The sequence below is a fragment of the Bradyrhizobium sp. 26S5 genome, assembly GCF_036923295.1.
Lineage (GTDB): Bacteria > Pseudomonadota > Alphaproteobacteria > Rhizobiales > Xanthobacteraceae > Bradyrhizobium > Bradyrhizobium septentrionale.
Genome location: NZ_CP145948.1, coordinates 5,825,302 through 5,852,290, shown reverse-complemented (window position 1 = coordinate 5,852,290; position 26,989 = coordinate 5,825,302). Strand labels below are relative to the sequence as shown.

Annotated in this window: 31 protein-coding genes; 30 read left to right on the top strand and 1 reads right to left on the bottom strand. The window is 63.5% G+C overall.

Annotated elements, in window-relative coordinates; all coding sequences use genetic code 11:
• The first annotated feature begins 4 nt into the window (after positions 1–4).
• The 3 genes from rpoC (at position 5) to V5279_RS27480 (ending at position 8,703) form a co-directional block, all read left to right on the top strand.
• Positions 5–4,207: a DNA-directed RNA polymerase subunit beta' gene (rpoC, locus tag V5279_RS27490; RefSeq protein ID WP_029081777.1), complete on the top strand. Its 4,203-nt coding sequence runs from the start codon at positions 5–7 to the stop codon at positions 4,205–4,207.
• A 180-nt stretch (positions 4,208–4,387) separates the two neighbouring features.
• The gene (locus V5279_RS27485; protein WP_338689864.1) at positions 4,388–6,448 is read left to right on the top strand and encodes an FAD-dependent oxidoreductase; all 2,061 of its coding nucleotides are present in this window, start codon (positions 4,388–4,390) and stop codon (positions 6,446–6,448) included.
• Between the two features lie 224 nt (positions 6,449–6,672).
• Positions 6,673–8,703 carry an ABC transporter ATP-binding protein gene (locus V5279_RS27480; RefSeq protein ID WP_414645841.1) on the top strand — a complete coding sequence of 677 codons (2,031 nt, stop codon included), beginning with the start codon at positions 6,673–6,675 and terminating at the stop codon, positions 8,701–8,703.
• A gap of 61 nt (positions 8,704–8,764) precedes the next feature.
• Here V5279_RS27480 and V5279_RS27475 read toward each other — a convergent pair whose 3' ends face one another.
• On the bottom strand, positions 8,765–9,976 hold the full coding sequence (locus V5279_RS27475; RefSeq protein WP_338689862.1) for an NAD(P)/FAD-dependent oxidoreductase: 1,212 nt from the start codon (positions 9,974–9,976) through the stop codon (positions 8,765–8,767).
• Positions 9,977–10,680: 704 nt separating this feature from the next.
• On the opposite strand from V5279_RS27475, the gene rpsL reads away from it, so the two are divergent.
• The 27 genes from rpsL (at position 10,681) to V5279_RS27340 (ending at position 26,948) form a co-directional block, all read left to right on the top strand.
• Entirely contained in the window at positions 10,681–11,052 is a 372-nt protein-coding gene (gene rpsL, locus V5279_RS27470) for a 30S ribosomal protein S12 (protein ID WP_028168167.1), read from the top strand.
• 15 nt (positions 11,053–11,067) lie between these two features.
• On the top strand, positions 11,068–11,538 hold the full coding sequence (gene rpsG, locus V5279_RS27465) for a 30S ribosomal protein S7 (protein ID WP_021081660.1): 471 nt from the start codon (positions 11,068–11,070) through the stop codon (positions 11,536–11,538).
• Positions 11,539–11,568: 30 nt separating this feature from the next.
• Complete coding sequence (gene fusA, locus V5279_RS27460) at positions 11,569–13,641, top strand: elongation factor G (protein WP_166205929.1); 2,073 nt, start codon at positions 11,569–11,571, stop codon at positions 13,639–13,641.
• Between the two features lie 40 nt (positions 13,642–13,681).
• Positions 13,682–14,872 carry an elongation factor Tu gene (tuf, locus tag V5279_RS27455; protein WP_166205926.1) on the top strand — a complete coding sequence of 397 codons (1,191 nt, stop codon included), beginning with the start codon at positions 13,682–13,684 and terminating at the stop codon, positions 14,870–14,872.
• A gap of 86 nt (positions 14,873–14,958) precedes the next feature.
• The gene (gene rpsJ / locus V5279_RS27450) at positions 14,959–15,267 is read left to right on the top strand and encodes a 30S ribosomal protein S10 (RefSeq protein WP_002712302.1); all 309 of its coding nucleotides are present in this window, start codon (positions 14,959–14,961) and stop codon (positions 15,265–15,267) included.
• A 54-nt stretch (positions 15,268–15,321) separates the two neighbouring features.
• Entirely contained in the window at positions 15,322–16,041 is a 720-nt protein-coding gene (gene rplC / locus V5279_RS27445; RefSeq protein WP_029081772.1) for a 50S ribosomal protein L3, read from the top strand.
• Position 16,042: 1 nt separating this feature from the next.
• Complete coding sequence (rplD, locus tag V5279_RS27440; protein WP_166205923.1) at positions 16,043–16,663, top strand: 50S ribosomal protein L4; 621 nt, start codon at positions 16,043–16,045, stop codon at positions 16,661–16,663.
• Positions 16,660–16,959, top strand: a complete 300-nt coding sequence (locus V5279_RS27435; RefSeq protein WP_029081770.1) for a 50S ribosomal protein L23 — start codon at positions 16,660–16,662, stop codon at positions 16,957–16,959. Before rplD ends, V5279_RS27435 begins: the two co-directional genes overlap by 4 nt.
• A gap of 12 nt (positions 16,960–16,971) precedes the next feature.
• A complete protein-coding gene (gene rplB, locus V5279_RS27430) occupies positions 16,972–17,805 on the top strand; it encodes a 50S ribosomal protein L2 (protein WP_029081769.1) in 834 nt (277 codons plus the stop codon).
• Between the two features lie 12 nt (positions 17,806–17,817).
• Positions 17,818–18,096 (top strand): 30S ribosomal protein S19, encoded by a 279-nt coding sequence (rpsS, locus tag V5279_RS27425; RefSeq protein WP_018272137.1) that lies wholly within the window; start codon positions 17,818–17,820, stop codon positions 18,094–18,096.
• Between the two features lie 10 nt (positions 18,097–18,106).
• The gene (rplV, locus tag V5279_RS27420; RefSeq protein WP_018272136.1) at positions 18,107–18,493 is read left to right on the top strand and encodes a 50S ribosomal protein L22; all 387 of its coding nucleotides are present in this window, start codon (positions 18,107–18,109) and stop codon (positions 18,491–18,493) included.
• A gap of 20 nt (positions 18,494–18,513) precedes the next feature.
• Positions 18,514–19,215 (top strand): 30S ribosomal protein S3, encoded by a 702-nt coding sequence (rpsC, locus tag V5279_RS27415; RefSeq protein WP_018272135.1) that lies wholly within the window; start codon positions 18,514–18,516, stop codon positions 19,213–19,215.
• A gap of 30 nt (positions 19,216–19,245) precedes the next feature.
• On the top strand, positions 19,246–19,659 hold the full coding sequence (gene rplP, locus V5279_RS27410; RefSeq protein ID WP_016843752.1) for a 50S ribosomal protein L16: 414 nt from the start codon (positions 19,246–19,248) through the stop codon (positions 19,657–19,659).
• A gap of 5 nt (positions 19,660–19,664) precedes the next feature.
• The gene (gene rpmC / locus V5279_RS27405; protein WP_021081654.1) at positions 19,665–19,871 is read left to right on the top strand and encodes a 50S ribosomal protein L29; all 207 of its coding nucleotides are present in this window, start codon (positions 19,665–19,667) and stop codon (positions 19,869–19,871) included.
• A gap of 9 nt (positions 19,872–19,880) precedes the next feature.
• Positions 19,881–20,129: a 30S ribosomal protein S17 gene (gene rpsQ / locus V5279_RS27400; RefSeq protein WP_016843754.1), complete on the top strand. Its 249-nt coding sequence runs from the start codon at positions 19,881–19,883 to the stop codon at positions 20,127–20,129.
• Positions 20,130–20,203: 74 nt separating this feature from the next.
• Positions 20,204–20,572, top strand: coding sequence for a 50S ribosomal protein L14 (gene rplN, locus V5279_RS27395; RefSeq protein ID WP_011473865.1), 369 nt, complete (start codon positions 20,204–20,206; stop codon positions 20,570–20,572).
• Positions 20,572–20,886, top strand: coding sequence for a 50S ribosomal protein L24 (rplX, locus tag V5279_RS27390; protein ID WP_029081764.1), 315 nt, complete (start codon positions 20,572–20,574; stop codon positions 20,884–20,886). The genes rplN and rplX overlap by 1 nt, the downstream gene beginning before the upstream one ends.
• Entirely contained in the window at positions 20,879–21,436 is a 558-nt protein-coding gene (rplE, locus tag V5279_RS27385; RefSeq protein WP_166205917.1) for a 50S ribosomal protein L5, read from the top strand. The genes rplX and rplE overlap by 8 nt, the downstream gene beginning before the upstream one ends.
• A gap of 46 nt (positions 21,437–21,482) precedes the next feature.
• Positions 21,483–21,788 carry a 30S ribosomal protein S14 gene (gene rpsN, locus V5279_RS27380; RefSeq protein WP_029081762.1) on the top strand — a complete coding sequence of 102 codons (306 nt, stop codon included), beginning with the start codon at positions 21,483–21,485 and terminating at the stop codon, positions 21,786–21,788.
• A 14-nt stretch (positions 21,789–21,802) separates the two neighbouring features.
• A complete protein-coding gene (gene rpsH, locus V5279_RS27375; RefSeq protein WP_029081761.1) occupies positions 21,803–22,201 on the top strand; it encodes a 30S ribosomal protein S8 in 399 nt (132 codons plus the stop codon).
• A gap of 14 nt (positions 22,202–22,215) precedes the next feature.
• Positions 22,216–22,749: a 50S ribosomal protein L6 gene (gene rplF, locus V5279_RS27370; RefSeq protein ID WP_016843759.1), complete on the top strand. Its 534-nt coding sequence runs from the start codon at positions 22,216–22,218 to the stop codon at positions 22,747–22,749.
• A gap of 11 nt (positions 22,750–22,760) precedes the next feature.
• Positions 22,761–23,120 (top strand): 50S ribosomal protein L18, encoded by a 360-nt coding sequence (gene rplR, locus V5279_RS27365; RefSeq protein ID WP_029081760.1) that lies wholly within the window; start codon positions 22,761–22,763, stop codon positions 23,118–23,120.
• A 57-nt stretch (positions 23,121–23,177) separates the two neighbouring features.
• Entirely contained in the window at positions 23,178–23,753 is a 576-nt protein-coding gene (gene rpsE, locus V5279_RS27360) for a 30S ribosomal protein S5 (protein ID WP_028349043.1), read from the top strand.
• 40 nt (positions 23,754–23,793) lie between these two features.
• Entirely contained in the window at positions 23,794–23,985 is a 192-nt protein-coding gene (gene rpmD, locus V5279_RS27355) for a 50S ribosomal protein L30 (RefSeq protein WP_166297353.1), read from the top strand.
• A 21-nt stretch (positions 23,986–24,006) separates the two neighbouring features.
• Positions 24,007–24,492, top strand: coding sequence for a 50S ribosomal protein L15 (rplO, locus tag V5279_RS27350; protein WP_028339310.1), 486 nt, complete (start codon positions 24,007–24,009; stop codon positions 24,490–24,492).
• Positions 24,493–24,636: 144 nt separating this feature from the next.
• The gene (gene secY / locus V5279_RS27345; RefSeq protein WP_029081756.1) at positions 24,637–25,971 is read left to right on the top strand and encodes a preprotein translocase subunit SecY; all 1,335 of its coding nucleotides are present in this window, start codon (positions 24,637–24,639) and stop codon (positions 25,969–25,971) included.
• A gap of 71 nt (positions 25,972–26,042) precedes the next feature.
• Entirely contained in the window at positions 26,043–26,948 is a 906-nt protein-coding gene (locus tag V5279_RS27340; RefSeq protein ID WP_338689817.1) for an adenylate kinase, read from the top strand.
• The last annotated feature ends 41 nt before the right edge of the window (positions 26,949–26,989 follow it).

Genomic DNA, 26,989 nt, shown 5'->3' with positions numbered 1-26,989 from the left:
GACCATGAATCAAGAGATTATGAATCTTTTCAATCCGACGACGCCGGCTCAGGTCTTCGACCAGATCCGGATTTCGATCGCGTCTCCAGAGAAGATTCTGTCCTGGTCGTACGGCGAGATCAAGAAGCCGGAGACCATCAACTACCGCACCTTCAAGCCGGAGCGTGACGGCCTGTTCTGCGCGCGCATCTTCGGGCCGATCAAGGACTACGAGTGCCTGTGCGGCAAGTACAAGCGGATGAAGTACAAGGGCATCATCTGCGAGAAGTGCTCGGTCGAGGTGACGCTGTCGCGCGTCCGGCGCGAGCGCATGGGCCACATCGAGCTGGCGGCGCCGGTCGCCCACATCTGGTTCCTGAAGTCGCTGCCGTCGCGCATCGGCCTCTTGCTCGACATGACGCTGAAGGATCTCGAGCGGATCCTCTACTTCGAATATTACGTGGTTCTCGAGCCCGGCCTGACCGCGCTGAAGGACCGTCAGCTGCTGTCGGAAGACGAGTATCTGAAGGCGCAGGACGAGTACGGCCAGGACAGCTTCACCGCCATGATCGGTGCCGAGGCGATCCGCGAGCTGCTCAAGGGTCTCGAGCTCGAGAAGCTCGAGGCGACGCTGCGCGCCGACATGGCCGAGACCGACTCGGACATCAAGCACAAGAAGCTCGCCAAGCGTCTGAAGATCGTCGAGGCCTTCCGCGTCTCCGGCAACAAGCCGGAATGGATGATCATGACGGTCGTGCCGGTGATTCCGCCGGACCTGCGTCCGCTGGTGCCGCTCGACGGCGGCCGGTTCGCGACCTCCGACCTCAACGACCTGTATCGCCGCGTCATCAACCGCAACAACCGCTTGAAGCGGCTGATGGAGCTGCGTGCGCCTGACATCATCATCCGCAACGAAAAGCGCATGCTGCAGGAGGCCGTCGACGCGCTGTTCGACAACGGCCGCCGCGGCCGCGTCATCACGGGTGCCAACAAGCGCCCGCTGAAGTCGCTCGCCGACATGCTGAAGGGCAAGCAGGGCCGGTTCCGCCAGAACCTGCTCGGCAAGCGCGTCGACTATTCGGGCCGTTCGGTGATCGTGGTCGGTCCCGAGCTGCGCCTGCATCAGTGCGGCCTGCCGAAGAAGATGGCGCTCGAGCTGTTCAAGCCGTTCATCTATTCGCGGCTCGACGCCAAGGGCCTGTCCACCACGGTGAAGCAGGCCAAGAAGCTGGTCGAGAAGGAGCGTCCGGAGGTCTGGGATATCCTCGATGAGGTGATCCGCGAGCATCCGGTGCTGCTCAACCGCGCGCCGACGCTGCATCGCCTGGGCATCCAGGCGTTCGAACCGGTGCTGATCGAAGGCAAGGCGATCCAGCTGCATCCGCTGGTCTGCGCCGCCTTCAACGCCGACTTCGACGGCGACCAGATGGCCGTGCACGTTCCGCTGTCGCTCGAAGCGCAGCTGGAAGCGCGCGTCCTGATGATGTCGACCAACAACATCCTGCATCCGGCGAACGGCCAGCCGATCATCGTGCCGTCGCAGGACATCGTGCTCGGCCTCTATTACGTCTCGATCATGCGCGAAGGCCTGCCCGGCGAGGGCAAGATCTTCGGCGACATGGCCGAGCTCGAGCACGCCCTGCATTCGAAGGTCATCCACCTCCACACCAAGATCAAGTACCGGTGGGAAGGCCTCGACGAGGAGGGCAAGCTGTCCAAGCGCTGGATCGAGACCACCGCCGGCCGCGTCATGCTCGGCAATCTGCTGCCGAAGAGCACCAAGATCTCGTACGACATCATCAACAAGCTGATGACCAAGCGCGAGATCTCCGGCGTGATCGACCAGGTCTACCGTCACTGCGGTCAGAAGGAGACGGTGATCTTCTGCGACCGCATCATGGCGCTCGGCTTCTACAACGCCTTCAAGGCGGGCATCTCGTTCGGCAAGGACGACATGGTCGTGCCGGCGTCGAAGTGGAAGATCGTGGACCAGACCCGTACGCTGGCGAAGGATTTCGAGCAGCAGTACAATGACGGCCTGATCACCCATGGCGAGAAGTACAACAAAGTCGTCGACGCCTGGTCGAAGGCCGGTGAAGAAGTCGCCAAGGCGATGATGAAGGAGATCTCCTCCACCAAAAAGACGGCGGCGGGGGCGGATGCCGACATCAACTCGATCTACATGATGGCGCACTCCGGTGCGCGTGGTTCGCCGGCGCAGATGCGCCAGCTCGCCGGCATGCGCGGCCTGATGGCCAAGCCGTCGGGCGAGATCATCGAGACGCCGATCATTTCCAACTTCAAGGAAGGTCTGTCGGTGCTCGAATACTTCAACTCGACCCACGGCGCCCGCAAGGGCCTCGCGGATACCGCGTTGAAGACCGCGAACTCGGGCTATTTGACCCGCCGTCTGGTCGACGTCGCGCAGGACTGCATCATCACGCAGACCGATTGCGGCACCAAGCTCGGCATCAAGATGCGCGCCATCGTCGACGCCGGCACCGTGGTCGCCTCGCTCGGCTCGCGCATCCTGGGCCGCACGGCCTGCGATGACGTGCGTGATCCCGCCACCAACGAAATCGTCATCAAGCGTGACACGTTGATGGAGGAGACCCATGTCGACGCGATCCAGCAGGCCGGCATCCAGGAAGTGAAGATCCGCTCGGCGCTGACCTGCGAGCTGATCAACGGCATCTGCGCCAAGTGCTACGGCCGCGATCTGGCCCGCGGCACCCCGGTCAACCACGGTGAGGCCGTCGGCGTCATCGCGGCGCAGTCGATCGGTGAGCCCGGTACGCAGCTGACGATGCGCACGTTCCACATCGGCGGCGCGGCGCAGCTCAACGAGCAGTCGTTCGTCGAATCGAACTTCGACGGCAAGATCGTGATCCGGAACAAGGCCATCGCCCGCAACAGCGAAGGCAATCTGGTCGCGATGGTGCGCAACATGGTCGTTGCGATCGTTGATGCCGACGGCACCGAGCGTGCAACCCACCGTATTCAGTACGGTTCGAAGATGCACGTCGACGAAGGCGACACGGTCAAGCGCGGCCAGCGCATCGCCGAGTGGGATCCCTATACCCGCCCGGTGCTGAGTGAAGTCGAGGGTACGATCGGTTTCGAGGATCTGGTCGAAGGCCAGTCGATCTCGGAAACGCTCGACGAGTCCACCGGTATCGCCAAGCGCGTGGTCATCGACTGGCGCACGACGCGCGGCGGTTCGGACCTGCGCCCGGCCATCGTGGTCAAGGGCAAGGACGGCAAGGTGCTGAAGCTCGCGCGTGGCGGCGATGCCCGCTACATGCTGTCGGTCGACGCCATTCTGTCGGTCGACATCGGCGCGAAGATCATGCCCGGCGACATCCTGGCGCGTATCTCGACCGAGAGCGCCAAGACGCGTGACATCACCGGCGGTCTGCCGCGGGTGGCGGAACTGTTCGAGGCTCGCAAGCCAAAGGACGCGGCGATCATCGCGGAAACGGCGGGAACGATCCGCTTTGGCCGCGACTACAAGAACAAGCGCCGTATCTCGATCGAGCCGATGGACAAGACCGAGGAGCCGCGCGAGTACCTGATCCCGAAGGGCAAGCACATCCACCTTCAGGACGGCGACATCGTCGAAAAGGGCGATTTCATCGTCGAAGGCAATCCGGCGCCGCACGACATCCTGGCGATCAAGGGCATCGAGGAACTCGCTGCCTATCTGGTCAACGAAATCCAGGAGGTCTACCGGTTGCAGGGCGTGCTCATCAACGACAAGCACATCGAGGTGATTGTCCGTCAGATGCTGCAGAAGGTCGAAGTCACCGACCAGGGCGACACCGACATGATCTCGGGCGAGCAGGTCGACAAGATCGAGTTCGACGCGCTCAACACCAAGGCCAAGGAGGAGGGCAAGAAGCCCGCCACGGGTACGCCGGTTCTGCTCGGCATCACCAAGGCGAGCTTGCAGACCCGCTCGTTCTTCTCGGCGGCGTCGTTCCAGGAGACCACGCGCGTGCTCACCGAAGCTGCCGTCAACGGCAAGGTGGACCCGCTCGAAGGCCTCAAGGAGAACGTCATTGTCGGCCGCCTGATCCCGGCCGGCACCGGCGCCTCGATGGCGCGGATCCGCGAAGTCGCGGTCAAGCGCGACAAGCTGATCCTCGACGAGCGCGAGAAGCAGCAGGCGGCGATCGTGCCGACGGCTCCGGAAGCGGAGCCGCTGGCGCTGCCGCCCGCGGAATAGGCATCCGCAAGACTACGGTAATGGCGAGAAGGCCGGCGTTTTGCCGGCCTTTTTGCTGCTTTCTTTCCTTGCTGCGGTGCAGGGACGCAGTTTGTTCATCTTTCCTTCAGGCAAAAAAGTGCTTTTGCTAAGGTGACTTAGACCGGCTGTTTGGCTCGTGCCGGAGACGACGGAATCCATATGCTCGACTTGGCTATCGTAGGCGGCGGCCCCGGGGGGCTGATGAGCGCCTGGTATTTGAAACGCAAACTCGGCGACCTCTGCCGCGTCACCATCTTCGAGGCGTCGAACCGACTCGGCGGCAAGATCGTCACGCGCAAATTCGACTCCGCGCCTGCGATGTATGAGGCCGGCGTTGCCGAGATTTACGATTACTCGATGACGGGACCCGACCCGCTGCGCGAGCTGATCCAGCATTTCGGCCTGCAGACGATCCCGATGGATGCCGAGCAGGTCCAGCTCGACGGCGAACTGCTCGCCGACGTGCCGGGCATGCGCCGCAAATACGGCGCGAAGACCGCGGCCGCGATCGAGGCGTTCCGCAAGCGCTGCAGCGACATGGTGTCGCCGCACGAATATTACGAGGGGATCGGTGCCCACGACAACGAGCACCCCTGGGCCTACAAGACTGCCGAGCAGATCCTCGACGAGGAGGTCGACGACGCGACCGCCAGGCGCTTCTTCAAGGTGATGGCGCGCTCCGACATCGCGACCGAGAGCCACAATACGAATGGCCTCAACGCGCTGAAGAACTACGTGATGGACGTCGACGGCTATATCGGCCTGTATTCGATCCAGAACGGCAACGAGCAGCTGATCGATTGCCTGCGCTCGGAGGTCAACGCCGACATCCAGCTCAACCATCGCGTTCTCAAGGTCGGCAAGACCGCAAGCGGCCGCTACCAGCTCAACATGATGAACGGCAAGGGGCCGGAGACGCGCGACTTCGACCTCGTGCTGGTCTGCCTGCCGCACTCCTGGCTTGCGACCATGCGCTGGGACGGCGAGCAGCTGCGCAAGTCGATGGTCAAGCACGTCGCCTATTTCGACCGGCCCGCGCACTATCTGCGCGTCTCGATCCTGTTCGACGAGCCGTTCTGGGGCGAGAAGGTCCCGGGCGCCTGGTTCATGTCGGAAGCGTTCGGCGGCTGCTGCGTCTACAATGAGGGCGCGCGCCACGACGTCGGCAAGCACGGCGTGCTGAACTGGCTGATCGCGGGCTCCGACGCGCTCGCCTTTGCCAATCTCAGCGACCAGGAACTGTTCGATGCCGCGCTGAAGTCGCTGCCGGCCTCGCTCGGCGATGCCCGCGCGCATTTCCTCGAAGGCAAGATCCATCGCTGGCTGTCGTCGGTCAACGCGCTGCCGGGCGGCCTGCCGGTGCGCGACGTCATGACCAACCACCGTCCCGAGCCGAAGGAGCATCCCGGCATCGTGGTCGTCGGCGACTATCTGTTCGATTCGACGCTGAACGGGCTGCTCGATTCCTCCGATGCCGCGACCGACATCGTCGTCACCGAGATGATGCGATTGCGCCGCGCCCGTGCCCAGGAAAGCGCCGAGGTCTCCGACAAGATCGACCGCGGCTATTTCGACAATTATCGCGGCGCCGGTCCCTACAGCGAAGCCTGGCGCAACTTCACTGACCCGGCCTATCTGACCGACCTGATCAAGACGGTGTGGGGCAGGGCGAAGGGCTACAAGCTCCTGATCGCCGGCTCCGCCAGCGGCGAGCTGGTCGGCGCGCTGCGCGAGCGCGGCATCGATGCCTGGGGTGTCGAGAACAACCGCTACATCCACGGCAAGACGCCGAAGGCGTTGAAGAAGTACAACAAGCTCGGCTCGATCGCCGACCTGCCGTTCAAGGCCAACGAGTTCGACTTCGCATTCGAGACATCGCTGTGCCATCTCGGCGAGAAGCAGGTGGTGCGCGCGGTGCGCGAGTTGAACCGCGTGGTCAAGACCGGCCTGGTGTTCGCGTCGGTGACCTCGGACATGGCGCCGGCGGTGATCGATCGCTACGACCTGCTGCGCGGGGTGAAGAAGCTCGGCACCTGGTGGGAGTGGTCGGAATTGTTCTTCGGCAACGGCTTCGACCTGTCGATGCACCGCCGCGACTGCACCGATCAGCTGTGGGCGCTGACGCTGGCCGCCAACAAGGGGCCGGGGCAGTGGTACGCCGACTCCGACAGCCTGCGCTATTCGTTCTTCGACAAGGTCGAGGCCGACCTCGACGACTAGCGACAGCGACTGATGGCATTTGGCGCAAGGCGATCGGCCTTGCGTCAACCACCTGTCAAATGACGGCATGGCTCCAATCCGAATCGATCGGGCCGCGCCCACGCACAGCGATCGCCGCAAACGCTTTGCCGAATTCATCCTGATCGCATAGGATTGCCGCCGCAGCGTTCGCCGCTGCGGTTTCGATTTGCGGTCATGCCGGCCGTGGAGCATCGGTTGGTTTCATGGCGCCTAAACCTCCTGCATCAGACGATCCCAGTCGGGCCGATGCCGGCGATCCCGAGCTGAAGAAGAAGCCCGTCATCATGACCGGTCCGCCTGCGGCGGCTTCCGCGAAAGCGGCCGCGGCGCCGGATGATGATGACGAGGAGGATGAGGACGACGAGCTTGAGCTCGATGACGACGAGGACCTCGTCGTCTTCACCGCCAAGGAAGCCGCCGGCGCGCTCTCCACGATCTTCGGCTTCGTCAGGCCGATCCTGGCGAACTACAGAAAGCCGCTCGCCTGCGTCGCCATCGGCGTGCTGGTCGAGACGTTGTTCAACGTCATCATGCCGCTCAGCCTGAAATTCCTGATCGACGACGCGCTCGGCGAGGAGGATTTCCAGGCCCTCTACAAGATTCTCGGCGTGCTCGCGGTGGCCGGCATCGTCACCTCGATCATCGCGGTCTGGTACGAGCGCTGGGATGCGCGGCTTGCCGCCGGCATCATCGCCGATGTGCGGACCCGTATCTTCGACCACGTCCAGAACCTGCCGTCGGCCTATTTCGCGCGCACCAAGCGCGGCGAGATCCTGTCGCGCTTCTCGATCGATCTGTCGGCCTTCGAGGGCTCGATCAAGACCTTTGCCAACAGCGCCGCGCTGCCGGGCCTCGAACTGGTCGCCGGCATCATCCTGATGCTGTTCCTGAACTGGCAGCTCGCCGCGGTCGCCTTGCTGGTGTTTCCGATCACGCTGATCGGGCCGCGCATCCTGACGCCGAAGGCGGTGCTGGCCAATTATGAGCAGAAGCAGAACGAGGCGGCGCTGCTCGGAATGGTGCAGGAGAACGTCGCCGCCCAGGCGGTGGTCAAGGCGTTCAACCTGCAGCGCCGGGCGCTCGGCTGGTTCACGATGCGCAACCGCGACGTCCGCGCCAAGGCCGCCTCGGCCATGTTCCTGTCGACCATGGTGGAGCGCACCGTCACCATCTCGGTGCTGCTGCTTCACCTCGTGGTGCTGGCGATCGGCGCCTATCTGGCGACCAAGGGGCAGATCACGGTCGGCACCTTCGTGACCTTCGAGAGCGCGTTCTGGGAGGTGTCGTACAACATCGCCCATCTGATGCACTTCATCCCGGTGTCGATCTCGTCGGCGGCGGCGGTGCGGCACATCCAGGAGCTGCTCGACGAGCCGACCCGCGGCGCCGATCGTCCCGGCGCGCCGGATCTGCCGCGGATCACCAACGACATCTCCTTCGACCGCGTCACCTTCCAGTATGAGGGGGCGCAGACGCCGGTGCTCGACAATCTCAGCCTCAAGCTCAATGCCGGCAAGAGCATCGCGATCGTGGGTCCCAGCGGCTCCGGCAAGAGCACACTGATCAACCTGATCCTGCGGCTCTACGTGCCGGACGAGGGCCGTGTCGCCATCGACGGCGTCGACATCCGCCGGGTGACGCGCGAGTCGCTGCGGGCGAGCATGGCGGTCGTGTTCCAGGAGAACATGCTGTTCAACATGTCGATCCGCGAGAACATCCGGCTCGGCAAGGAAGGCGCTGATGACGCCGAGGTCGAGGATGCCGCGAAGAAGGCCGAGATCCATCGCTACATCATGAGCCTGCCGCAGCGCTACGACACGCCGGTCGGCGAGCGCGGCGACACGTTGTCGGGCGGCCAGCGCCAGCGCATCGCGATCGCGCGCGCGATCATCCGCAACCCGTCCGTGCTGCTGCTCGACGAGGCGACCTCGGCGCTCGACCAGACCACGGAAGCGGCGATCAACCGCACGCTGCTCAAGGTCGCTGAGGGCCGCACCATGATCTGGTCGACGCACCGCCTCACTTCCGTGGTCGAGATGGACGAGATCATCGTGATATCAGGCGGCAGGGCGATCGAGCGCGGCTCGCACGAGGAGCTGCTGGCCAAGAACGGCGTCTACCGCAAGCTGTGGGACGACCAGGGACATCACGGCACAGACGACGAGGATGCCGACGACGCGGACGATGATGACGATGACGACGAGGAGGATGAGGGCGAAGACGAGGAGGCGTGACGCCTGCGCCGCGCCGCCTTGCCGGTGGATGTCCGGAAGCGAGCTTCCGCCGATCCGGCCCTTACGCCCTGTCGGCTGCGTGCGGACGCTGCCGGAAGCGATTGGCCGGCCGGGCCGCTGACGATGCCGCCTGTGGGCTGTGCAGCCGGCGCAGCCAGCTCCGGCCGAGATAGAAGAAGAAGCGCGCCCAGCGCTGGGCTTGCCAGTAGGGCCCGGTACCGATCGAGACCTCGCGGAAGCTGAATGCCTTGCCGTTCGACCAGGCGTCGCATTCCGTCTTGACCGGATCGTCGTAGAACGCGGTGATCTTCTCCTCGCCCATGCCGTCGGTCGCAAGCCAGGCCGGGATATGGACGTTGCAGAGCTGGGCGACGTCAGTGAACACCTTGTCGGTCCCGGTGCCGGTGACCGGGCAGGTGCTGGCGAAGGCATCGCCGACCAGCACGACGCCGGCCTGCCGATAGCCGGTGCTGACATAGACGTCGGCGGGCCTGATCTTGATGTCGCCGGCGACGTCGAACTCGCCGGTGAGCCGGCGCAACCGCGGCAGCGCGGCGTTCAGCGTCTCGACCGGATTGCGCCGCATCGCGCGCAGCCAGGGATCGTCGGCCTGACGGTAGGTGAAGAGGTTGGCGCGCATCCGGTTCCCGACCGGAAACAGCGTGATGTAGGGGATGCGGTCGCTCGGCCGCTCCGAGAAATAGGTCATCGCCGCGAACGGGAAGGCGGGGCGGCCGACCGGGACGCAATCGAAGCCGAGCGAGATCGAGTGGCTGTGGCTCGTGACTAGCCGCTCGATGCCGAGCATCCGGCGCAGCCCGACGTTGAGGCCGTTGGCGAGCACCACGAGCCGCGCCGAGATCTCCTCGCCGCTGGAGAGCACGACCTTCTGCCGCTCGGAACTGGTCGCGACATTGGCGACCTTGTCGCAGATGAATTCCGCCGGCCGCGCGATTTCGTTCCGGATCGCCGCGATCAGCGCGTCGTACATGATGCCGTATTGCCGGCTCGGCTGCCGGTCGAGCAGATAGCCGAATCGCGCGATCCAGTTCTCGCCGTCCAGCGTCGCCGAACGGAGCACAGATTCGGCAAGGCCGGTCCTGGCGAATCGCTCGAGCTGGAGGTCGCCGGCGATCTTTTCGACGCGGAAATCGAACGGATAGACCTGATGTGGGTCGATCAGGATGCTCGGTGTCCCGGCACGGCCGAGCATGGCGGCCGCGATCGAGCCCGCAAGGCCGCCGCCGATGATCGCGATGTCGGTGTACCGCATGAGTGAGTTCCGTAGCCGTAGACCCCGACTTTTGCGCCGCGAATGGCAAATAAAGGCTTAGTTTCGAAGTTTGCCTTCAGGTCTAAGTTGGGGAGAGTTGTTTCTATTCTTGTTTTATCCGGGTATAATATGATTCTGCCGGGTGGCCCGCGACTCGGTCAAAGGGCGAGGGGAGGTGCGCAGGTCGTCATATTCCGTCGCGCACCGTGCCGCGGCGAAATGCAAAATCTGCAAGCGCCAGAGGCGTTTCTTTGCCTGTCGTTTTGCTTGACTTCACTATCTCTCGATTATACAAGGCGGCCACTTAACGACAGGCGGTGAGCTACGCCAGCGTCGGAACGGAACACCCGAAGGCCCTTTTTTGAGGAGCCGGACGGGCACCAACCTCGACGAATGCCGCTCAAACGCTGTCGATGATAGCTAGGCAATGCCAGGACGATTTTAGTTCTCTTGAGCACGTCCTCATGAGAGTGAATTCGGATGCATGACCTCGGTGGCGGACCGAACAGCGAACGCTGAACGGTCCGGGATCGCGGTCCTCTGTGGCGTCGATGCGCTTTCCGCTCAGCGATGAGTGGTTGGCGCGATTTCGCTTTGCGCGGTTGCTTGTTCCGCGTCGAGCGGGCCGTACGGGACGGCTAGTCCTGAGAAGAAATTTGCGGAGCCATTCAAGGCTTTCGCGCGAACTAAAGGGTGAAGGCTGCATGCCGACGATCAACCAGCTGATCGCAAAACCACGTGAAGTGCAGAAGTCGCGCAAGAAGGTGCCGGCGCTGCAGCAGTCGCCGCAGAAGCGCGGCGTTTGCACGCGCGTATACACCACGACCCCGAAGAAGCCGAACTCGGCGCTTCGTAAGGTCGCCAAGGTGCGCCTGACCAACGGCTTCGAGGTGATCGGCTACATCCCGGGTGAAGGCCATAACCTGCAGGAGCACTCGGTGGTCATGATCCGCGGCGGTCGCGTCAAGGACTTGCCCGGCGTGCGCTACCACATCCTCCGCGGCGTGCTGGATACCCAGGGCGTCAAGAACCGTAAGCAGCGTCGTTCGAAGTACGGCGCGAAGCGTCCTAAGTAAGCGGGAAACGATCAGATGTCGCGTCGCCATTCTGCTGAGAAGCGTGAAGTTCTTCCGGACCCGAAGTTCGGGAACATCATCATTACGAAGTTCATGAACTCGGTGATGTACGCCGGGAAGAAGTCGGTTGCCGAAAACATCGTCTACGGTGCGCTCGGCATGATCGAGGCCAAGACCAAGCAGCCGCCGCTCGGCGTGTTCGAGCAGGCGCTCGAGAACGTGATGCCGACCATCGAAGTTCGTTCCCGCCGCGTCGGCGGCGCGACCTACCAGGTCCCGGTCGAAGTCCGTTCGGTGCGCCGCCAGGCGCTCGGCATCCGCTGGCTGATCTCGGCCGCCCGCGAGCGCAACGAGAAGACCATGACGGAGCGCCTCTCGGCTGAACTGCTCGACGCGTCGAACAATCGCGGCAACGCCGTCAAGAAGCGTGAAGACGTGCACCGGATGGCGGAAGCCAACCGCGCCTTCTCGCACTATCGCTGGTAACGGCGAAACACGGAATTTAAGGAACAGCCTATGCCTCGCGTTCATGCCATAGAGAACTACCGCAACTTCGGTATCATGGCGCATATCGACGCCGGTAAGACCACGACCACCGAGCGCATCCTCTATTACACCGGCAAGAGCCACAAGATCGGCGAAGTGCACGAAGGTGCCGCGACGATGGACTGGATGGAGCAGGAGCAGGAGCGTGGCATCACGATCACCTCGGCTGCGACCACCGCGTTCTGGAACGGCAAGCGCCTGAACATCATCGACACCCCCGGCCACGTCGACTTCACCATTGAGGTCGAACGTTCGCTGCGCGTGCTCGACGGCGCCGTTTGCGTGCTCGACTCCAACCAGGGCGTCGAGCCGCAGACCGAGACCGTCTGGCGCCAGGGCGACAAGTACAAGGTTCCGCGCATCGTCTTCGCCAACAAGATGGACAAGACCGGTGCCGACTTCTTCAAGTGCCTGGCCGACATCGTCGACCGCCTCGGCGCCAAGCCGATCGCGATTCAGCTTCCGATCGGTGCCGAGAACAACTTCAAGGGTCTCGTCGACCTCGTCGTCATGAAGGGCATCATCTGGAACGATGAATCGCTCGGCGCGAAGTTCGACTATGTCGACATTCCGGAAGACATGATCGAGCAGGCCAAGGAATATCGCGAGAAGATGGTGGAAGCCGCCGTCGAGCTCGACGACGACGCATTGGCCGCTTTCCTCGACGGCAAGGAGCCGGACGAGGCGACCCTGAAGCGCCTGATCCGCAAGGCGGTGCTCACCGGTGCATTCTATCCGGTGCTGTGCGGCTCCGCGTTCAAGAACAAGGGCGTGCAGCCGCTGCTCGACGCTGTCGTCGACTATCTGCCGTCGCCGATCGACGTGCCCGCGATCAAAGGTATCGATGACGACGGCAACGAGGTCGTGCGCAAGGCGGACGACAAGGAGCCGCTGGCGCTGCTCGCGTTCAAGATCATGGACGATCCGTTCGTCGGCACCATCACCTTCTGCCGCATCTACTCCGGCGTCCTGCAGTCGGGCACCGGCGTGGTGAACTCGACCCGCGACAAGAAGGAGCGGATTGGGCGGATGCTGTTGATGCATGCGAACAACCGCGAAGACATCAAGGAAGCCTATGCCGGCGACATCGTCGCGCTGGCGGGCCTGAAGGAAGCGCGCACCGGCGACACGCTGTGCGATCCCGACAAGCCGGTGATCCTCGAAAAGATGGAATTCCCGGAGCCGGTGATCGAAATCGCGATCGAGCCGAAGTCGAAGGCCGACCAGGAAAAGCTCGGCGTCGCGCTGGCCAAGCTCGCCGCGGAGGATCCGTCGTTCCGCGTGTCGACCGACCAGGAGTCCGGCCAGACCATTCTCAAGGGCATGGGCGAACTGCATCTCGACATCAAGGTCGACATTCTCAAGCGCACCTACAAGGTCGATGCCAACATCGGCGCGCCGCAGGTGGCGTTCCGTGAGCGCGTGACCAAAAAGGCCGAAGTCAAGTACACGCACAAGAAGCAGACCGGCGGTACCGGTCAGTTCGCCGAAGTGTCGATCGTCGTCGAGCCGAACGAGCCCGGCAAGGGCTACGAGTTCGAATCGAAGATCGTCGGCGGCGCGGTGCCGAAGGAATACATCCCCGGCGTCGAAAAGGGCCTCAACAGCGTGATGGGCTCCGGTGTCGTTGCCGGCTTCCCGGTGGTGGACGTCAAGGTGCAGCTGGTCGACGGCAAGTATCACGACGTCGACTCGTCGGCGCTGGCCTTCGAAATCGCGTCGCGTGCCGCGTTCCGCGAGGCGCTGACGAAGGGCAAGTCCGTCCTGCTCGAGCCGATCATGAAGGTCGAGGTGGTGACCCCGGAAGACTACACCGGTTCGGTCATCGGCGACCTGAATTCCCGGCGCGGCCAGATCCAGGGCCAAGACATGCGCGGCAACGCCAACGTCATCAACGCGATGGTGCCGCTCATGAACATGTTCGGTTACGTGAACAACCTGCGCTCGATGAGCCAGGGTCGCGCGACCTTCACCATGCAGTTCGATCACTACGCCGAAGCACCGGCGAACGTGTCGGCTGAAGTCCAGAAAAAGTTTGCTTGATTGTCGTTGGTTAGCAACTAACGACTGAACGGAGAGTCAAATGGCCAAAGCAAAATTCGAGCGTAACAAGCCCCACTGCAACATCGGCACCATCGGTCACGTCGACCATGGCAAGACCTCGCTGACCGCAGCGATCACCAAGGTGCTTGCAGAGACCGGCGGCGCGACGTTCACCGCCTACGACCAGATCGACAAGGCGCCGGAAGAGAAGGCGCGCGGCATCACGATCTCGACCGCTCACGTCGAGTACGAGACGAAGAACCGCCACTATGCCCACGTCGACTGCCCCGGCCACGCCGACTACGTCAAGAACATGATCACCGGTGCCGCCCAGATGGACGGCGCGATCCTGGTCGTGTCGGCTGCTGACGGCCCGATGCCGCAGACCCGCGAGCACATCCTGCTCGCCCGCCAGGTCGGCGTGCCCGCGCTCGTCGTGTTCCTCAACAAGTGCGACATGGTCGACGATCCGGAGCTGCTCGAGCTCGTCGAGCTCGAGGTCCGCGAGCTGCTCTCGAAGTACGAATTCCCGGGCGACAAGATCCCGATCATCAAGGGCTCGGCGCTCGCCGCCCTCGAAGACAAGGACAAGACGCTCGGCCACGACGCCATCCTTGAGCTGATGAAGAACGTCGACGAGTACATCCCGCAGCCGGAGCGTCCGATCGACCAGCCGTTCCTGATGCCGGTTGAAGACGTGTTCTCGATCTCGGGCCGCGGCACCGTCGTCACCGGCCGTGTCGAGCGCGGCATCATCAAGGTCGGCGAGGAAATCGAGATCGTCGGTATCCGCGACACCCAGAAGACCATCGTCACCGGCGTCGAAATGTTCCGCAAGCTGCTCGATCAGGGCCAGGCCGGCGACAACATCGGTGCGCTGCTCCGCGGCACCAAGCGCGAGGAAGTCGAGCGTGGCCAGGTGCTGTGCAAGCCCGGTTCGGTCAAGCCGCACACCAAGTTCAAGGCTGAGGCTTACATCCTCACCAAGGAAGAGGGCGGTCGTCACACCCCGTTCTTCACCAACTACCGTCCGCAGTTCTACTTCCGCACCACCGACGTGACCGGTGTCGTGCACCTGCCGGAAGGCACCGAGATGGTGATGCCGGGCGACAACATCGCGATGGAAGTGCACCTGATCGTGCCGATCGCGATGGAAGAGAAGCTGCGTTTCGCGATCCGCGAAGGCGGCCGCACCGTCGGCGCCGGCGTCGTCGCCGCCATCATCGAGTAAGTACGCGAATAGGGAATGGCGAGTAGCGGGTGGATCGATCCATTCGCTATTCGCTACTCGCCACTCACTAAAGAAAGAATACGGCAATGAACGGCCAAAACATTCGCATCCGTCTCAAGGCGTTCGACCATCGAATCCTCGATACGTCGACCCGTGAGATCGTGAACACGGCGAAGCGCACCGGTGCGCAGGTTCGCGGACCGATTCCGCTGCCGACCCGCATCGAGAAGTTCACCGTCAACCGTTCGCCGCACGTTGACAAGAAGAGCCGCGAGCAATTCGAGATGCGCACCCACAAGCGCCTCCTCGACATTGTCGACCCGACCCCGCAGACCGTCGATGCGCTGATGAAGCTCGACCTGGCCGCCGGTGTCGACGTCGAGATCAAGCTCTAAGGTTTTGGATTTTTACGTCCGCCGCTTGCGGACAGAAAGACAGGAAGCACGCCGATGCGCTCCGGAGTGATCGCACAGAAGGTCGGGATGACGCGGGTCTTTACGGAGACCGGCGAGCATATCCCTGTGACCGTGCTGAAGTTGGGCAACTGCCAGGTGCTGGGCCACCGCACGACCGAGAAGAACGGCTATGTCGCCCTTCAGCTCGGCTCCGGCGCCCGCAAGACGGTGTACATGCCGAAGGCCGAACGCGGCCAGTTCGCGGTCGCCAAGGTCGAGCCGAAGCGCAAGGTCGCCGAATTCCGCGTGTCCGAGGACGCGCTGATCCCGGTCGGCGCGGAAATCCAGGCGGACCATTTCGTGGTCGGCCAGTTCGTCGACGTGACCGGTACCTCGATCGGTAAGGGCTTCGCCGGCGGCATGAAGCGCTGGAATTTCGGCGGTCTGCGCGCCACCCACGGTGTGTCGGTCTCGCACCGCTCGATCGGTTCGACCGGTGGCCGTCAGGACCCCGGCAAGACCTTCAAGAACAAGAAGATGCCCGGTCACATGGGCGTCGACCGCATCACCACGCTCAACCTGCGTGTGGTTTCGACCGACGTCGAGCGCGGCCTGATCCTCGTCGAAGGCGCCGTTCCCGGCTCCAAGGGCGGCTGGATCTCGGTGCGCGACGCCGTCAAGAAGCCGCTGCCGAAGGAAGCTCCGAAGCCCGGCAAGTTCAAGGTTGCCGGTGGCGAAGCTGCCGAGGCTGTGGCCGAGAAGGAGGGCGTGTGAGATGGAACTGAAAGTCACCACCCTTGAAGGCAAGGACGCTGGCTCGGTTCAGCTGTCGGACGAGATCTTCGGTCTCGAGCCGCGCAAGGACATCATTCAGCGCTGCGTGCAGTGGCAGCTGAACAAGCGTCAGGCCGGCACGCACAAGACCCAGGGCCGCGCCGACGTCTGGCGCACCGGCAAGAAGATGTACAAGCAGAAGGGCACCGGCGGCGCCCGTCACGGCTCGGCCCGCGTGCCGCAGTTCCGCGGCGGTGGCCGTGCGTTCGGTCCGGTGGTTCGCTCCCATGCGACCGACCTGCCGAAGAAGGTGCGCGCGCTCGCGCTGAAGCATGCGCTGTCGGCCAAGGCCAAGGACGGCGGGCTGATCGTGATCGACAATGCGCAGCTCGAGGCCGCCAAGACCAAGGCTCTGATCGGGCACTTCTCGGGTCTCGGCCTGACCAATGCGCTGATCATCGACGGCGCGGAGCTGAACAACGGTTTCGCGATCGCGGCCCGCAACATCCCGAACATCGACGTGCTGCCGATCCAGGGCATCAACGTCTACGACATTCTCCGCCGCCACAAGCTGGTGCTGACCAAGGCTGCGGTTGATGCGCTGGAGGCGCGCTTCAAATGAAGAACATCGATCCGCGCCACTACGACGTCATCATCTCTCCTGTCGTGACGGAAAAGGCGACGCTCGCCTCCGAGCACAACAAGGTGCTGTTCAAGGTCGCCGGCAAGGCGACCAAGCCGCAGATCAAGGAAGCGGTCGAGAAGCTGTTCGACGTCAAGGTGAAGAGCGTCAACACCCTCGTCCGCAAGGGCAAGACCAAGGTGTTCCGCGGCAATCTCGGCTCGCAGTCGGACTCCAAGCGCGCGATCGTGACCCTTGAAGAGGGCCACCGTATCGACGTGACTACCGGACTATAAGGCGCAACGACGATGGCATTGAAAACCTACAATCCCACGACGCCGGGCCAGCGCCAGCTGGTGATGGTCGATCGTTCGGCGCTCTACAAGGGCAAGCCGGTAAAGGCGCTGACCGAGGGCAAGCTCGGCAATGGCGGCCGCAACAACACCGGCCGCATCACCGTGCGCTTCCGCGGCGGCGGCCACAAGAAGGCCTACCGCACCGTCGACTTCCGCCGCGACAAGGTGGACATGCCGGCGGTCGTGGAGCGGCTCGAGTACGATCCGAACCGCACCGCGTTCATCGCGCTGATCAAGTATCAGGACGGTGAGCTGGCCTACATCCTGGCGCCGCAGCGTCTGGCGGCGGGCGACACCGTCGTCGCCGGCAACTATGTCGACGTCAAGCCGGGCAACGTCATGCCGCTCGGCAACATGCCGGTCGGCACGATCGTGCACAACATCGAGCTGAAGATCGGCAAGGGCGGCCAGCTGGCGCGCTCCGCCGGCACCTACGCCCAGATCGTCGGCCGCGACCAGGACTACGTGATCGTCCGCCTGAACTCGGGTGAGCAGCGTCTCGTGCACGGCCGTTGCCGCGGCACGATCGGCGCGGTCTCGAACCCCGATCACATGAACATCTCGATCGGCAAGGCCGGTCGTACCCGCTGGCTCGGCTGGCGTCCGCATAACCGCGGCGTCGTCATGAACCCGATCGACCATCCGCACGGCGGTGGTGAAGGTCGTACCTCGGGCGGTCGCCACCCGGTTACTCCGTGGGGCAAGCCGACCAAGGGCAAGAAGACCCGCACCAACAAGTCGACCAACAAATTCATTCTCCTCAGCCGCCACAAGCGGAAGAAGTAAGGAACGCCGGACATGGTTCGTTCAGTCTGGAAAGGCCCGTTCGTCGAGGGTTCTCTGCTCAAGAAGGCAGATGCCGCGCGCGCGTCCGGCCGTCACGACGTCATCAAGATCTGGAGCCGCCGCTCCACCATCCTGCCGCAGTTCGTCGGCCTGACCTTCGGTGTCTACAACGGCCAGAAGCATGTGCCGGTGGCGATCAACGAGGAAATGGTGGGTCACAAGTTCGGCGAGTTCTCGCCGACCCGGACCTTCCACGGCCACTCGGGCGACAAGAAAGCCAAGAAGGCTTGAGGAATAGACGATGAGCAAACCAAAGCGCGAACGTAGCCTCGCGGACAATGAGGCCAAGGCCGTCGCCCGCATGCTGCGCGTCAGCCCGCAGAAGCTGAACCTGGTGGCGCAGCTGATCCGCGGCCGCAAGGCTTCGGCTGCGCTCGCCGACCTGCAGTTCTCGCGCAAGCGGATCGCGGTCGACGTCAAGAAGTGCCTGGAATCGGCGATCGCCAACGCCGAGAACAATCATGACCTCGATGTCGACGATCTCGTCGTTGCCGAGGCGCATGTCGGCAACGGCATCGTGATGAAGCGTTTTGCTCCGCGCGGCCGTGGCCGTTCGGGCCGTGTGTTCAAACCGTTCTCGCACCTGACCATCGTGGTTCGTCAGGTCGAGGCCGAGGCAAGCGCCTAAGAAGGGCGCAGGAGAAGACGATGGGTCAAAAGATCAATCCAATCGGGCTGCGTCTCGGCATCAACCGGACCTGGGACTCCCGTTGGTTCGCCGGCAAGCAGGAATACGGCAAGCTCCTGCACGAGGACGTCAAGATCCGCGAGATCCTGCACAAGGAGCTCAAGCAGGCGGCCGTCGCCCGCATCGTGATCGAGCGTCCGCACAAGAAGTGCCGCGTGACGATCCACTCGGCCCGTCCGGGCGTCGTGATCGGCAAGAAAGGCGCCGACATCGACAAGCTGCGCAAGAAGGTCGCCGACATCACCTCGTCGGATGTCGTGATCAACATCGTCGAGATCCGCAAGCCGGAGCTCGACGCGACCCTGGTCGCTGAATCGATCGCCCAGCAGCTCGAGCGCCGCGTTGCGTTCCGCCGCGCCATGAAGCGCGCCGTGCAGTCGGCGATGCGTCTCGGCGCCGAGGGCATCCGCATCAACTGCTCGGGCCGTCTCGGCGGCGCCGAAATCGCGCGCATGGAGTGGTACCGCGAAGGCCGCGTGCCGCTGCACACGCTGCGCGCCGACGTCGACTACGGCGTTGCCACCGCGTTCACGACCTTCGGCACCTGCGGCGTCAAGGTCTGGATCTTCAAGGGCGAGATCCTCGAGCACGATCCGATGGCCCAGGACAAGAAGATGGCCGAGGGCGACAATACCCCGCGTTCGCGCCGCGACGCCGCTTGAGGCAAAGCAGGAATTTGAGGGCTTAAAGCCATGATGCAACCTAAGAAAACGAAGTTCCGGAAGGCGCATAAGGGCCGTATCCACGGCGTTGCGACCTCTGGCGCGACGTTGGCGTTCGGCCAGTTCGGCCTGAAGGCGATGGAGCCTGAGCGCGTCACCGCCCGTCAGATCGAAGCCGCTCGCCGCGCGCTGACCCGTCACATGAAGCGCGCCGGCCGCGTCTGGATCCGCGTGTTCCCGGACGTGCCGGTGTCGAAGAAGCCCGCCGAAGTCCGCATGGGCTCCGGCAAGGGTGCGCCGGAATTGTGGGTGGTCCGGATCAAGCCGGGCCGCGTGATGTTTGAGATCGACGGCGTGCCGGTGCAGACCGCCAAGGAGGCGCTGTCGCTCGCCGCCGCCAAGCTGCCGATCAAGACGCGCTTCGTTGCGCGCATTGCGGAGTAATCGCCATGGCCGAGATGAAAGTTGAAGACATTCGCGCGATGAGCGACGACCAGCGGGAAGACGCGGTCCTTAACCTGAAGAAGGAACGCTTCAACCTGCGTTTCCAGCGCGCCACCGGGCAGCTGGAGAACACCTCGCGGATGCGGGAAGCCCGCCGCGATATCGCTCGTATCAAGACCATCGCCGCGCAGCTGCGCGCGAAGAAGAAGTAAGGGAAGCCTATGCCGAAACGTACTCTGCAGGGCGTGGTCGTCAGCGACAAGCAAGCCAAGACCATCGTGGTGCGCGTCGATCGCCGCTTCACCCACCCGATCTACAAGAAGACGATCCGCCGTTCCAAGAACTACCACGCGCACGACGAGAACAACCAGTTCAAGCCGGGCGACATGGTCTGGATCGAGGAATCGAAGCCGATCTCGAAGCTGAAGCGCTGGACCGTGGTCCGGGGCGAACACAAGAAAACGGCCTGATTACTTCGGCCTGGCCGAGGAATTCAGGGAAATTTTGGGCGCGCTAAAGCGCAGAAAGAGGACGAGGTGCATCAATGATTCAGATGCAGACCAACCTCGACGTGGCCGATAATTCAGGCGCACGCCGTGTCATGTGCATCAAGGTTCTTGGAGGTTCCAAGCGCCGCTATGCCACCGTGGGCGACGTTATCGTTGTGTCGATCAAGGAAGCCATTCCGCGTGGCAAGGTGAAGAAGGGCGACGTGATGAAGGCCGTCGTGGTCCGGGTCCGCAAGGACATCCGCCGCGCCGACGGTTCGGTCATCCGTTTCGACCGCAACGCCGCCGTGCTGATCAACAATCAGTCCGAGCCGGTCGGCACCCGTATCTTCGGGCCGGTGCCGCGCGAGCTGCGCGCCAAGAACCACATGAAGATCATTTCGCTCGCGCCGGAGGTGCTGTGATGGCTGCCAAGATCCGCAAGGGCGACAAGGTCATGGTGCTCACCGGCCGCGACAAGGGTCGCACCGGCGAGGTGTTCGAGGTGCGTCCGGACGAGAACAAGGCTCTCGTGCGCGGCATCAACATGGTGAAGCGTCACCAGAAGCAGAGCCAGACCCAGGAAGGCGGCATCATCTCCAAGGAGATGCCGATCCACCTGTCCAACGTTGCGTATGTCGGCAAGGACGGCAAGCCGACCCGCATTGGGTTCAAGATTCAGGCCGATGGCAAGAAGGTTCGTGTTGCCAAGAGCTCGGGAGCAGAGATCGATGGCTGATACAGCTTACACGCCGCGCCTGCGCGCGGAGTATGACAAGAAGATCCGCGGCATGATGACCGAGAAGTTCGGCTATGCCAACGTGATGCAGGTGCCGCGCCTCGACAAGGTCGTGCTCAACATGGGCGTCGGCGATTCCGTCAACGACCGCAAGAAGGCCGAGACCGCCGCTGCCGAATTGAGCCTGATCGCCGGCCAGAAGGCGATCGTGACCTATTCGCGGATCGCGATCGCGACCTTCAAGCTGCGCGAGAACCAGCCGATCGGCTGCAAGGTTACGCTGCGCAAGACCCATATGTACGAGTTCATCGACCGCCTGGTGAACGTGGCGCTGCCCCGCGTCCGCGACTTCCGCGGCCTGAACCCGAAGAGCTTCGATGGCCGCGGCAATTATTCGCTCGGCATCAAGGAGCACATCATTTTCCCCGAGATCGACTTCGACAAGGTCTCGGAAGCGCGTGGCATGGACATCACGGTGTGCACCACCGCCAAGACCGACGACGAGGCGCGTGCCTTGTTGGCCGCTTTCAATTTCCCGTTCCGGCAGTGAGTAGCTGAGCCAAAGCCACTCAAACGCGGATACCCAGGAGCCAAGCATGGCAAAGAAGAGTTCGATCGAGAAGAATAACCGGCGCAAGCGGATGGCGAAGAATGCTGCCCCGCAGCGTGAGAAGCTGAAGGCGATCATCGCCGACAAGACCAAGCCGATGGAAGAGCGCTTCGCGGCGACGCTGAAGCTCGCCGAGATGCCGCGCAACTCGTCGCCGACGCGCATCCGCAACCGCTGCGAGCTGACCGGGCGTCCGCGCTCGAACTATCGCAAGAACAAGCTCTCGCGCATCGCGCTGCGTGAACTCGGCTCCAAGGGCCTGGTTCCCGGGCTCGTGAAGTCGAGCTGGTAAGGAGGGTCGGAACCATGTCTACGCACGATCCGATCAGCGATCTCATCACCCGCATCCGCAACGCGCAGATGCGCTCCAAGTCCAAGGTTTCGACCCCGGGCTCGAAGATGCGCGCCAACGTGCTCGAAGTGCTGAAGTCCGAGGGTTACATCCGCGGCTACGCCAGCGTCGAGCATGCCTCGGGCCGCAGCGAGCTCGAGATCGAGCTGAAGTATTTCGACGGCGAGCCCGTCATCCGCGAAATCGAGCGGGTGTCGAAGCCGGGCCGCCGCGTTTACGCCTCGGTGAAGAACCTGCCGCGCGTGAACAACGGTCTCGGCATTTCGGTGTTGTCGACGCCGAAGGGAATCATGGCTGACCACGAGGCGCGCGACGCCAACGTGGGCGGCGAAGTTCTCTTCACGGTGTTCTGAGGAAGGATTTTACGATGTCACGTATCGGCAAAAGGCCGGTGGCGATCCCGTCGGGTGTGACGGCGACCGTCGAAGGCCAGACCGTCAAGGTGAAGGGGCCGAAGGGCCAGCTTCAGTTCGTGGTGCATGACGACGTCGAGGTGAAGTTCGAGAACGGCCAGGTCAAGGTCGCTCCGCGCGTCAAGACCAACCGTGCGCAGGCGATGTACGGCACCGCGCGCGCGCAGGTCGCCAACCTCGTCGAGGGCGTCACCAAGGGCTTCGAGAGGAAGCTCGAGATCACCGGCGTCGGCTACCGCGCCGCGATGCAGGGCAAGAACCTGCAGCTCGCGCTCGGCTACAGCCACGACGTGGTCTACGCGATCCCGGAAGGCATCACCATCGCGGTGCCGAAGCCGACCGAGATCACGATCACCGGCAACGATCCGCAGCGCGTCGGCCAGGTCGCCGCCGAGATCCGCGCCTACCGCCCGCCGGAGCCCTACAAGGGCAAGGGCGTGAAGTACGCCAACGAATTCATCTTCCGCAAGGAAGGCAAGAAGAAGTAACGGAGCCGGTCATGTCACTCAAGGTTACGAATGCCCGGCGCAAGCAGCGCGTGCGCCTTGCGCTTCGCCGCTCGGCAGGCGGCCGTCCGCGGCTGTCGGTGTTCCGCTCGTCCAAGCACATCTACGCCCAGGTCATCGACGACCAGAAGGGCGAGACGCTCGCTTCCGCCTCGTCGCTGGAGAAGAATCTGCGCGACGCCGGCAAGACCGGCGCCGACATCGATGCTGCGAAGGCGGTCGGCAAGCTGCTCGCCGAGCGCGCGGCGCAGAAGGGTGTCAAGGAAGTCGTGTTCGATCGCGGCGCCTACATCTATCACGGGCGCGTCAAGGCGCTCGCGGATGCGGCGCGCGAAGGCGGATTGAGCTTCTAAGCGAATTGATCGATTACAAGGAAAGAGGCTTGGGCCTCCTAGAGATTGGAAAACACCATGGCAGGTGAACGCGAACGCGGCGGACGCGAACGGAGCAGGGATCGCGAAGAGCGCGACAGCGAGTTCGTCGACAAGCTCGTCCACATCAATCGCGTGGCGAAGGTCGTCAAGGGCGGCAAGCGCTTCGGCTTTGCGGCGCTGGTCGTGATCGGCGATCAGAAGGGCCGGGTCGGGTTCGGCCACGGCAAGGCGCGCGAAGTGCCGGAGGCGATCCGCAAGGCGACCGAATCGGCGAAGCGCAATCTGACGCGCGTCGCGCTTCGTGAAGGCCGCACGCTGCATCACGACATCGCCGGCCGTCACGGCGCCGGCCGCGTCTACCTGCGTGCCGCTCCGGCCGGTACCGGCATCATCGCCGGCGGCCCGATGCGCGCGGTGTTCGAGACGCTCGGCATCCAGGACGTGGTGGCGAAGTCGATCGGCTCGTCGAACCCCTACAACATGGTTCGCGCAACCTTCGACGCGCTGAAGCATCAGGATTCGCCGCGCTCGGTGGCGGCCCGCCGCAACATCAAGGTCTCCACCCTGCAGTCGCGCCGCGTCGGCGGCGACGCCGAAGTGGTGGCGGAATAACCCCGCGCGACCAGCCAGCGCGCTATTTGGAGTTACTGTCATGGCCAAGGCCAGCAAGACCATCAAGGTCGAGCAGATCGGCAGCGCAATCCGCCGCCATCACTCGCAGCGTTCGACGCTGATCGGCCTCAAGCTCAACAAGATCGGCCGCACCGCCGAACTGCAGGATACCCCTGAAGTTCGCGGCATGATCAGCAAAGTCCAGCATCTCGTCCGCGTCGTCGGCGAGTAAGCAGAGATAAGGAGAAGGGCGATGAAGCTCAGCGATATCGCCGACAACGCCGGCTCGCGCAAGAAGCGCATGCGTGTCGGCCGTGGCATCGGTTCCGGCAAGGGCAAGACCTCGGGCCGCGGTGGCAAGGGCCAGACCGCGCGTTCGGGCGTCCGCATCAAGGGTTTCGAAGGCGGCCAGATGCCGATGCATCGCCGTCTGCCGAAGCGCGGCTTCAACAACATCTTCCGGCTCGACTTCGCCGAGATCAATCTCGACCGTCTGCAGGAAGCGATCGACAACAAGCTGGTGGACGCGTCCGCCACGGTGAACGTCGAATCGCTGGTGAAGGCCGGCGTGCTGCGCCGCGCCAAGGACGGCCTGCGGCTGCTCGGCCGTGGTGAGATCAAGACCAAGCTGACGATCGAGGTGCACGGCGCCTCCAAGTCGGCCATTGCCGCGGTCGAAAAGGCCGGCGGCTCGGTCAAGATCCTGGCCCCCGCCAAGGAAGAAGGCGAGGCGGCGTAACATCTGCGTCATTGCCCGCGCGCGGCGCGGGCAATCCGCAACTCGAATGATGGACTTATCGAGGCCGAGCACCAGATAATGTCCGGTGTCTGCCGACTCCCCAAAGGGGGCGTCGGCGAAGGGGGCTCCGGGAGAAAGCCGAAAATGGTCTCAGCAGCCGAACAACTTGCCGCCAACCTCAATTTCGGACAGCTGGCGAAAGCCGACGAGCTCAAGAAGCGCATCTGGTTCACCCTGGGTGCGCTGCTTGTTTATCGGCTGGGCACCTACATCCCGCTGCCGGGCATCGATCCCAACATCTGGGAGCAGGTGTTCCGCAGCCAGTCGGGCGGCATCCTCGGCATGTTCAACATGTTCGCCGGCGGCGGCATCCACCGCATGGCGATCTTCGCGCTGAACATCATGCCGTACATTTCGGCATCGATCATCGTGCAGCTATTGACCACCGTGTCGCCGCAGCTCGAGGCGCTCAAGAAGGAAGGCGAGGCGGGCCGCAAGACGCTGAACCAGTACACCCGCTATTTGACGGTGATCTTGGCCGCGTTCCAGTCCTACGGTATCGCGATCGGCCTCGAAGGCGCCGGCAATGTCGTCAGCGACCCCGGCATGTTCTTCCGCCTGTCAACCGCGATCACGCTGACCGGCGGCACCATGTTCCTGATGTGGCTCGGCGAGCAGATCACCTCGCGCGGCATCGGCAACGGTATTTCGCTGATCATCCTGTCCGGCATTGTCGCCGAGCTGCCGTCGGCGCTCGCCAACATGCTGGAACTCGGCCGCCAGGGCGCGATGTCGACCGGCCTGATCCTGATCGTCATCGTGATGGCGGTCGCCGTGATCGCGTTCATCGTGTTCATGGAGCGCGCGCAGCGCCGGCTGCTGATCCAGTATCCGAAGCGTCAGGTCGGCAACAAGATGTTCGAGGGCCAGTCCTCGCATCTGCCGCTCAAGCTCAACACCTCGGGCGTGATCCCGCCGATCTTCGCCTCGTCGCTGCTGCTGCTGCCGACCACGGTTGCGAACTTCAACGCCGGCAAGGGCCCGGAGTGGTTCCAGTGGATCACCACCCAGCTCAGCCACGGCCGGCCGCTGTTCCTGTTCATGTATCTCGCGCTGATCGTGTTCTTCGCGTTCTTCTACACCGCGATCGTGTTCAACCCGACCGAGACCGCGGACAATCTGAAGAAGCATGGCGGCTTCATCCCGGGAATCCGTCCCGGCGAGCGCACCGCCGAATATATCGACTACGTGCTGTCGCGCATCACAGTGCTCGGTGCGATCTATCTCGCGATCGTCTGCCTGATTCCTGAAATTCTGATTTCCTACGCCTCGGTCCCGTTCTACTTTGGCGGCACCTCGCTCCTGATCGTCGTTAGCGTGACGATGGATACGGTGTCGCAGGTGCAGGGCTATCTGCTCGCTCATCAGTATGAGGGGCTGATCAGGAAGTCGAAGCTCAGGGGAGGCCGCCGCCGCTGATCACGGCGCGGCTTCAAACTCAAAACTCAGGTGTGCGGACTTCGCCCACCTAGCCGGGGGGCGAAACAGATATGAGATTGATCCTTTTGGGGCCGCCGGGCTCGGGCAAGGGAACCCAGGCGCAGCGGCTGGTGCACAAGCACGGCATCGTTCAGCTCTCGACCGGCGAGATGCTGCGCGCAGCGGCTGCCGCGGGCACGCCGGTCGGCTTGCAGGCCAAGGAGATCATGGCCAATGGCGGCCTGGTTCCCGACGAGGTCGTGGTGGGAATCATCGCCGACCGGATCGAGGAGCCCGACGCCAAGAAGGGCTTCATCCTGGATGGCTTCCCGCGCACCGTGCCGCAGGCGGAGGCCCTGGACGAGCTCCTCAGGAAAAGACATCTCAAGCTCGACGCCGTTGTCGAGCTGCGCGTCAACGAAAGCGCGCTGCTCGCGCGTGTTGAGAAGCGCGCCGAAGAGACCCGCGCGCGCGGCGAGGAAGTGCGACTCGACGACACGCCGGAAGTGCTGACCAAGCGCCTGGCGCAGTACCGGTCGATGACGGAACCGCTGATTCACTACTATTCCGAGCGGCGGAAGCTCCTGACGGTCGATGGCATGATGACCATCGAGCACGTCACCCGCGACATCAACCGGATCCTGGCGGCGATCGGCGCCCTCGAATCGAAGGCCGACGAGCCGGCCAAGAAGCCGGCCAAGAGCGCTTCGAAGGCCACCAAGACGGCCAAGAAGACGACCAAAAAGAAGCCGGCCAAGCCGGCAGTTAAGTCGGCCAAGCCGGCCCGGAAGGCCGCCAAGGGGGCCTCAAAGGCGATCGCCAAAGCCAAAGGTACCAACAAGGGCGCCAAAAAGGCTGCGAAGAAACCCGCCAAGAAGGGGGCAAAGCAGGCCTCTCGTGCCGCGAATGCCCGGAAGGGGGCAAAAGCCGTCAAAAAGGCGGCAAAAAAGCTCACGAAAAAGCGAGCTAAACGCTAGGAGCGGTTGACGAAACCGACATGAATCCTTTAATAAGCCCC

Bases quoted from the DNA above. Each gene is read 5' to 3' on its own strand.
- rpoC (WP_029081777.1), top strand. From the start codon at position 5: ATGAATCAAGAGATTATGAATCTTTTCAATCCGACGACGCCGGCTCAG.
- V5279_RS27485 (WP_338689864.1), top strand. From the start codon at position 4,388: ATGCTCGACTTGGCTATCGTAGGCGGCGGCCCCGGGGGGCTGATGAGC.
- V5279_RS27480 (WP_414645841.1), top strand. From the start codon at position 6,673: ATGGCGCCTAAACCTCCTGCATCAGACGATCCCAGTCGGGCCGATGCC.
- V5279_RS27475 (WP_338689862.1), bottom strand. From the start codon at position 9,976: ATGCGGTACACCGACATCGCGATCATCGGCGGCGGCCTTGCGGGCTCG.
- rpsL (WP_028168167.1), top strand. From the start codon at position 10,681: ATGCCGACGATCAACCAGCTGATCGCAAAACCACGTGAAGTGCAGAAG.
- rpsG (WP_021081660.1), top strand. From the start codon at position 11,068: ATGTCGCGTCGCCATTCTGCTGAGAAGCGTGAAGTTCTTCCGGACCCG.
- fusA (WP_166205929.1), top strand. From the start codon at position 11,569: ATGCCTCGCGTTCATGCCATAGAGAACTACCGCAACTTCGGTATCATG.
- tuf (WP_166205926.1), top strand. From the start codon at position 13,682: ATGGCCAAAGCAAAATTCGAGCGTAACAAGCCCCACTGCAACATCGGC.
- rpsJ (WP_002712302.1), top strand. From the start codon at position 14,959: ATGAACGGCCAAAACATTCGCATCCGTCTCAAGGCGTTCGACCATCGA.
- rplC (WP_029081772.1), top strand. From the start codon at position 15,322: ATGCGCTCCGGAGTGATCGCACAGAAGGTCGGGATGACGCGGGTCTTT.
- rplD (WP_166205923.1), top strand. From the start codon at position 16,043: ATGGAACTGAAAGTCACCACCCTTGAAGGCAAGGACGCTGGCTCGGTT.
- V5279_RS27435 (WP_029081770.1), top strand. From the start codon at position 16,660: ATGAAGAACATCGATCCGCGCCACTACGACGTCATCATCTCTCCTGTC.
- rplB (WP_029081769.1), top strand. From the start codon at position 16,972: ATGGCATTGAAAACCTACAATCCCACGACGCCGGGCCAGCGCCAGCTG.
- rpsS (WP_018272137.1), top strand. From the start codon at position 17,818: ATGGTTCGTTCAGTCTGGAAAGGCCCGTTCGTCGAGGGTTCTCTGCTC.
- rplV (WP_018272136.1), top strand. From the start codon at position 18,107: ATGAGCAAACCAAAGCGCGAACGTAGCCTCGCGGACAATGAGGCCAAG.
- rpsC (WP_018272135.1), top strand. From the start codon at position 18,514: ATGGGTCAAAAGATCAATCCAATCGGGCTGCGTCTCGGCATCAACCGG.
- rplP (WP_016843752.1), top strand. From the start codon at position 19,246: ATGATGCAACCTAAGAAAACGAAGTTCCGGAAGGCGCATAAGGGCCGT.
- rpmC (WP_021081654.1), top strand. From the start codon at position 19,665: ATGGCCGAGATGAAAGTTGAAGACATTCGCGCGATGAGCGACGACCAG.
- rpsQ (WP_016843754.1), top strand. From the start codon at position 19,881: ATGCCGAAACGTACTCTGCAGGGCGTGGTCGTCAGCGACAAGCAAGCC.
- rplN (WP_011473865.1), top strand. From the start codon at position 20,204: ATGATTCAGATGCAGACCAACCTCGACGTGGCCGATAATTCAGGCGCA.
- rplX (WP_029081764.1), top strand. From the start codon at position 20,572: ATGGCTGCCAAGATCCGCAAGGGCGACAAGGTCATGGTGCTCACCGGC.
- rplE (WP_166205917.1), top strand. From the start codon at position 20,879: ATGGCTGATACAGCTTACACGCCGCGCCTGCGCGCGGAGTATGACAAG.
- rpsN (WP_029081762.1), top strand. From the start codon at position 21,483: ATGGCAAAGAAGAGTTCGATCGAGAAGAATAACCGGCGCAAGCGGATG.
- rpsH (WP_029081761.1), top strand. From the start codon at position 21,803: ATGTCTACGCACGATCCGATCAGCGATCTCATCACCCGCATCCGCAAC.
- rplF (WP_016843759.1), top strand. From the start codon at position 22,216: ATGTCACGTATCGGCAAAAGGCCGGTGGCGATCCCGTCGGGTGTGACG.
- rplR (WP_029081760.1), top strand. From the start codon at position 22,761: ATGTCACTCAAGGTTACGAATGCCCGGCGCAAGCAGCGCGTGCGCCTT.
- rpsE (WP_028349043.1), top strand. From the start codon at position 23,178: ATGGCAGGTGAACGCGAACGCGGCGGACGCGAACGGAGCAGGGATCGC.
- rpmD (WP_166297353.1), top strand. From the start codon at position 23,794: ATGGCCAAGGCCAGCAAGACCATCAAGGTCGAGCAGATCGGCAGCGCA.
- rplO (WP_028339310.1), top strand. From the start codon at position 24,007: ATGAAGCTCAGCGATATCGCCGACAACGCCGGCTCGCGCAAGAAGCGC.
- secY (WP_029081756.1), top strand. From the start codon at position 24,637: ATGGTCTCAGCAGCCGAACAACTTGCCGCCAACCTCAATTTCGGACAG.
- V5279_RS27340 (WP_338689817.1), top strand. From the start codon at position 26,043: ATGAGATTGATCCTTTTGGGGCCGCCGGGCTCGGGCAAGGGAACCCAG.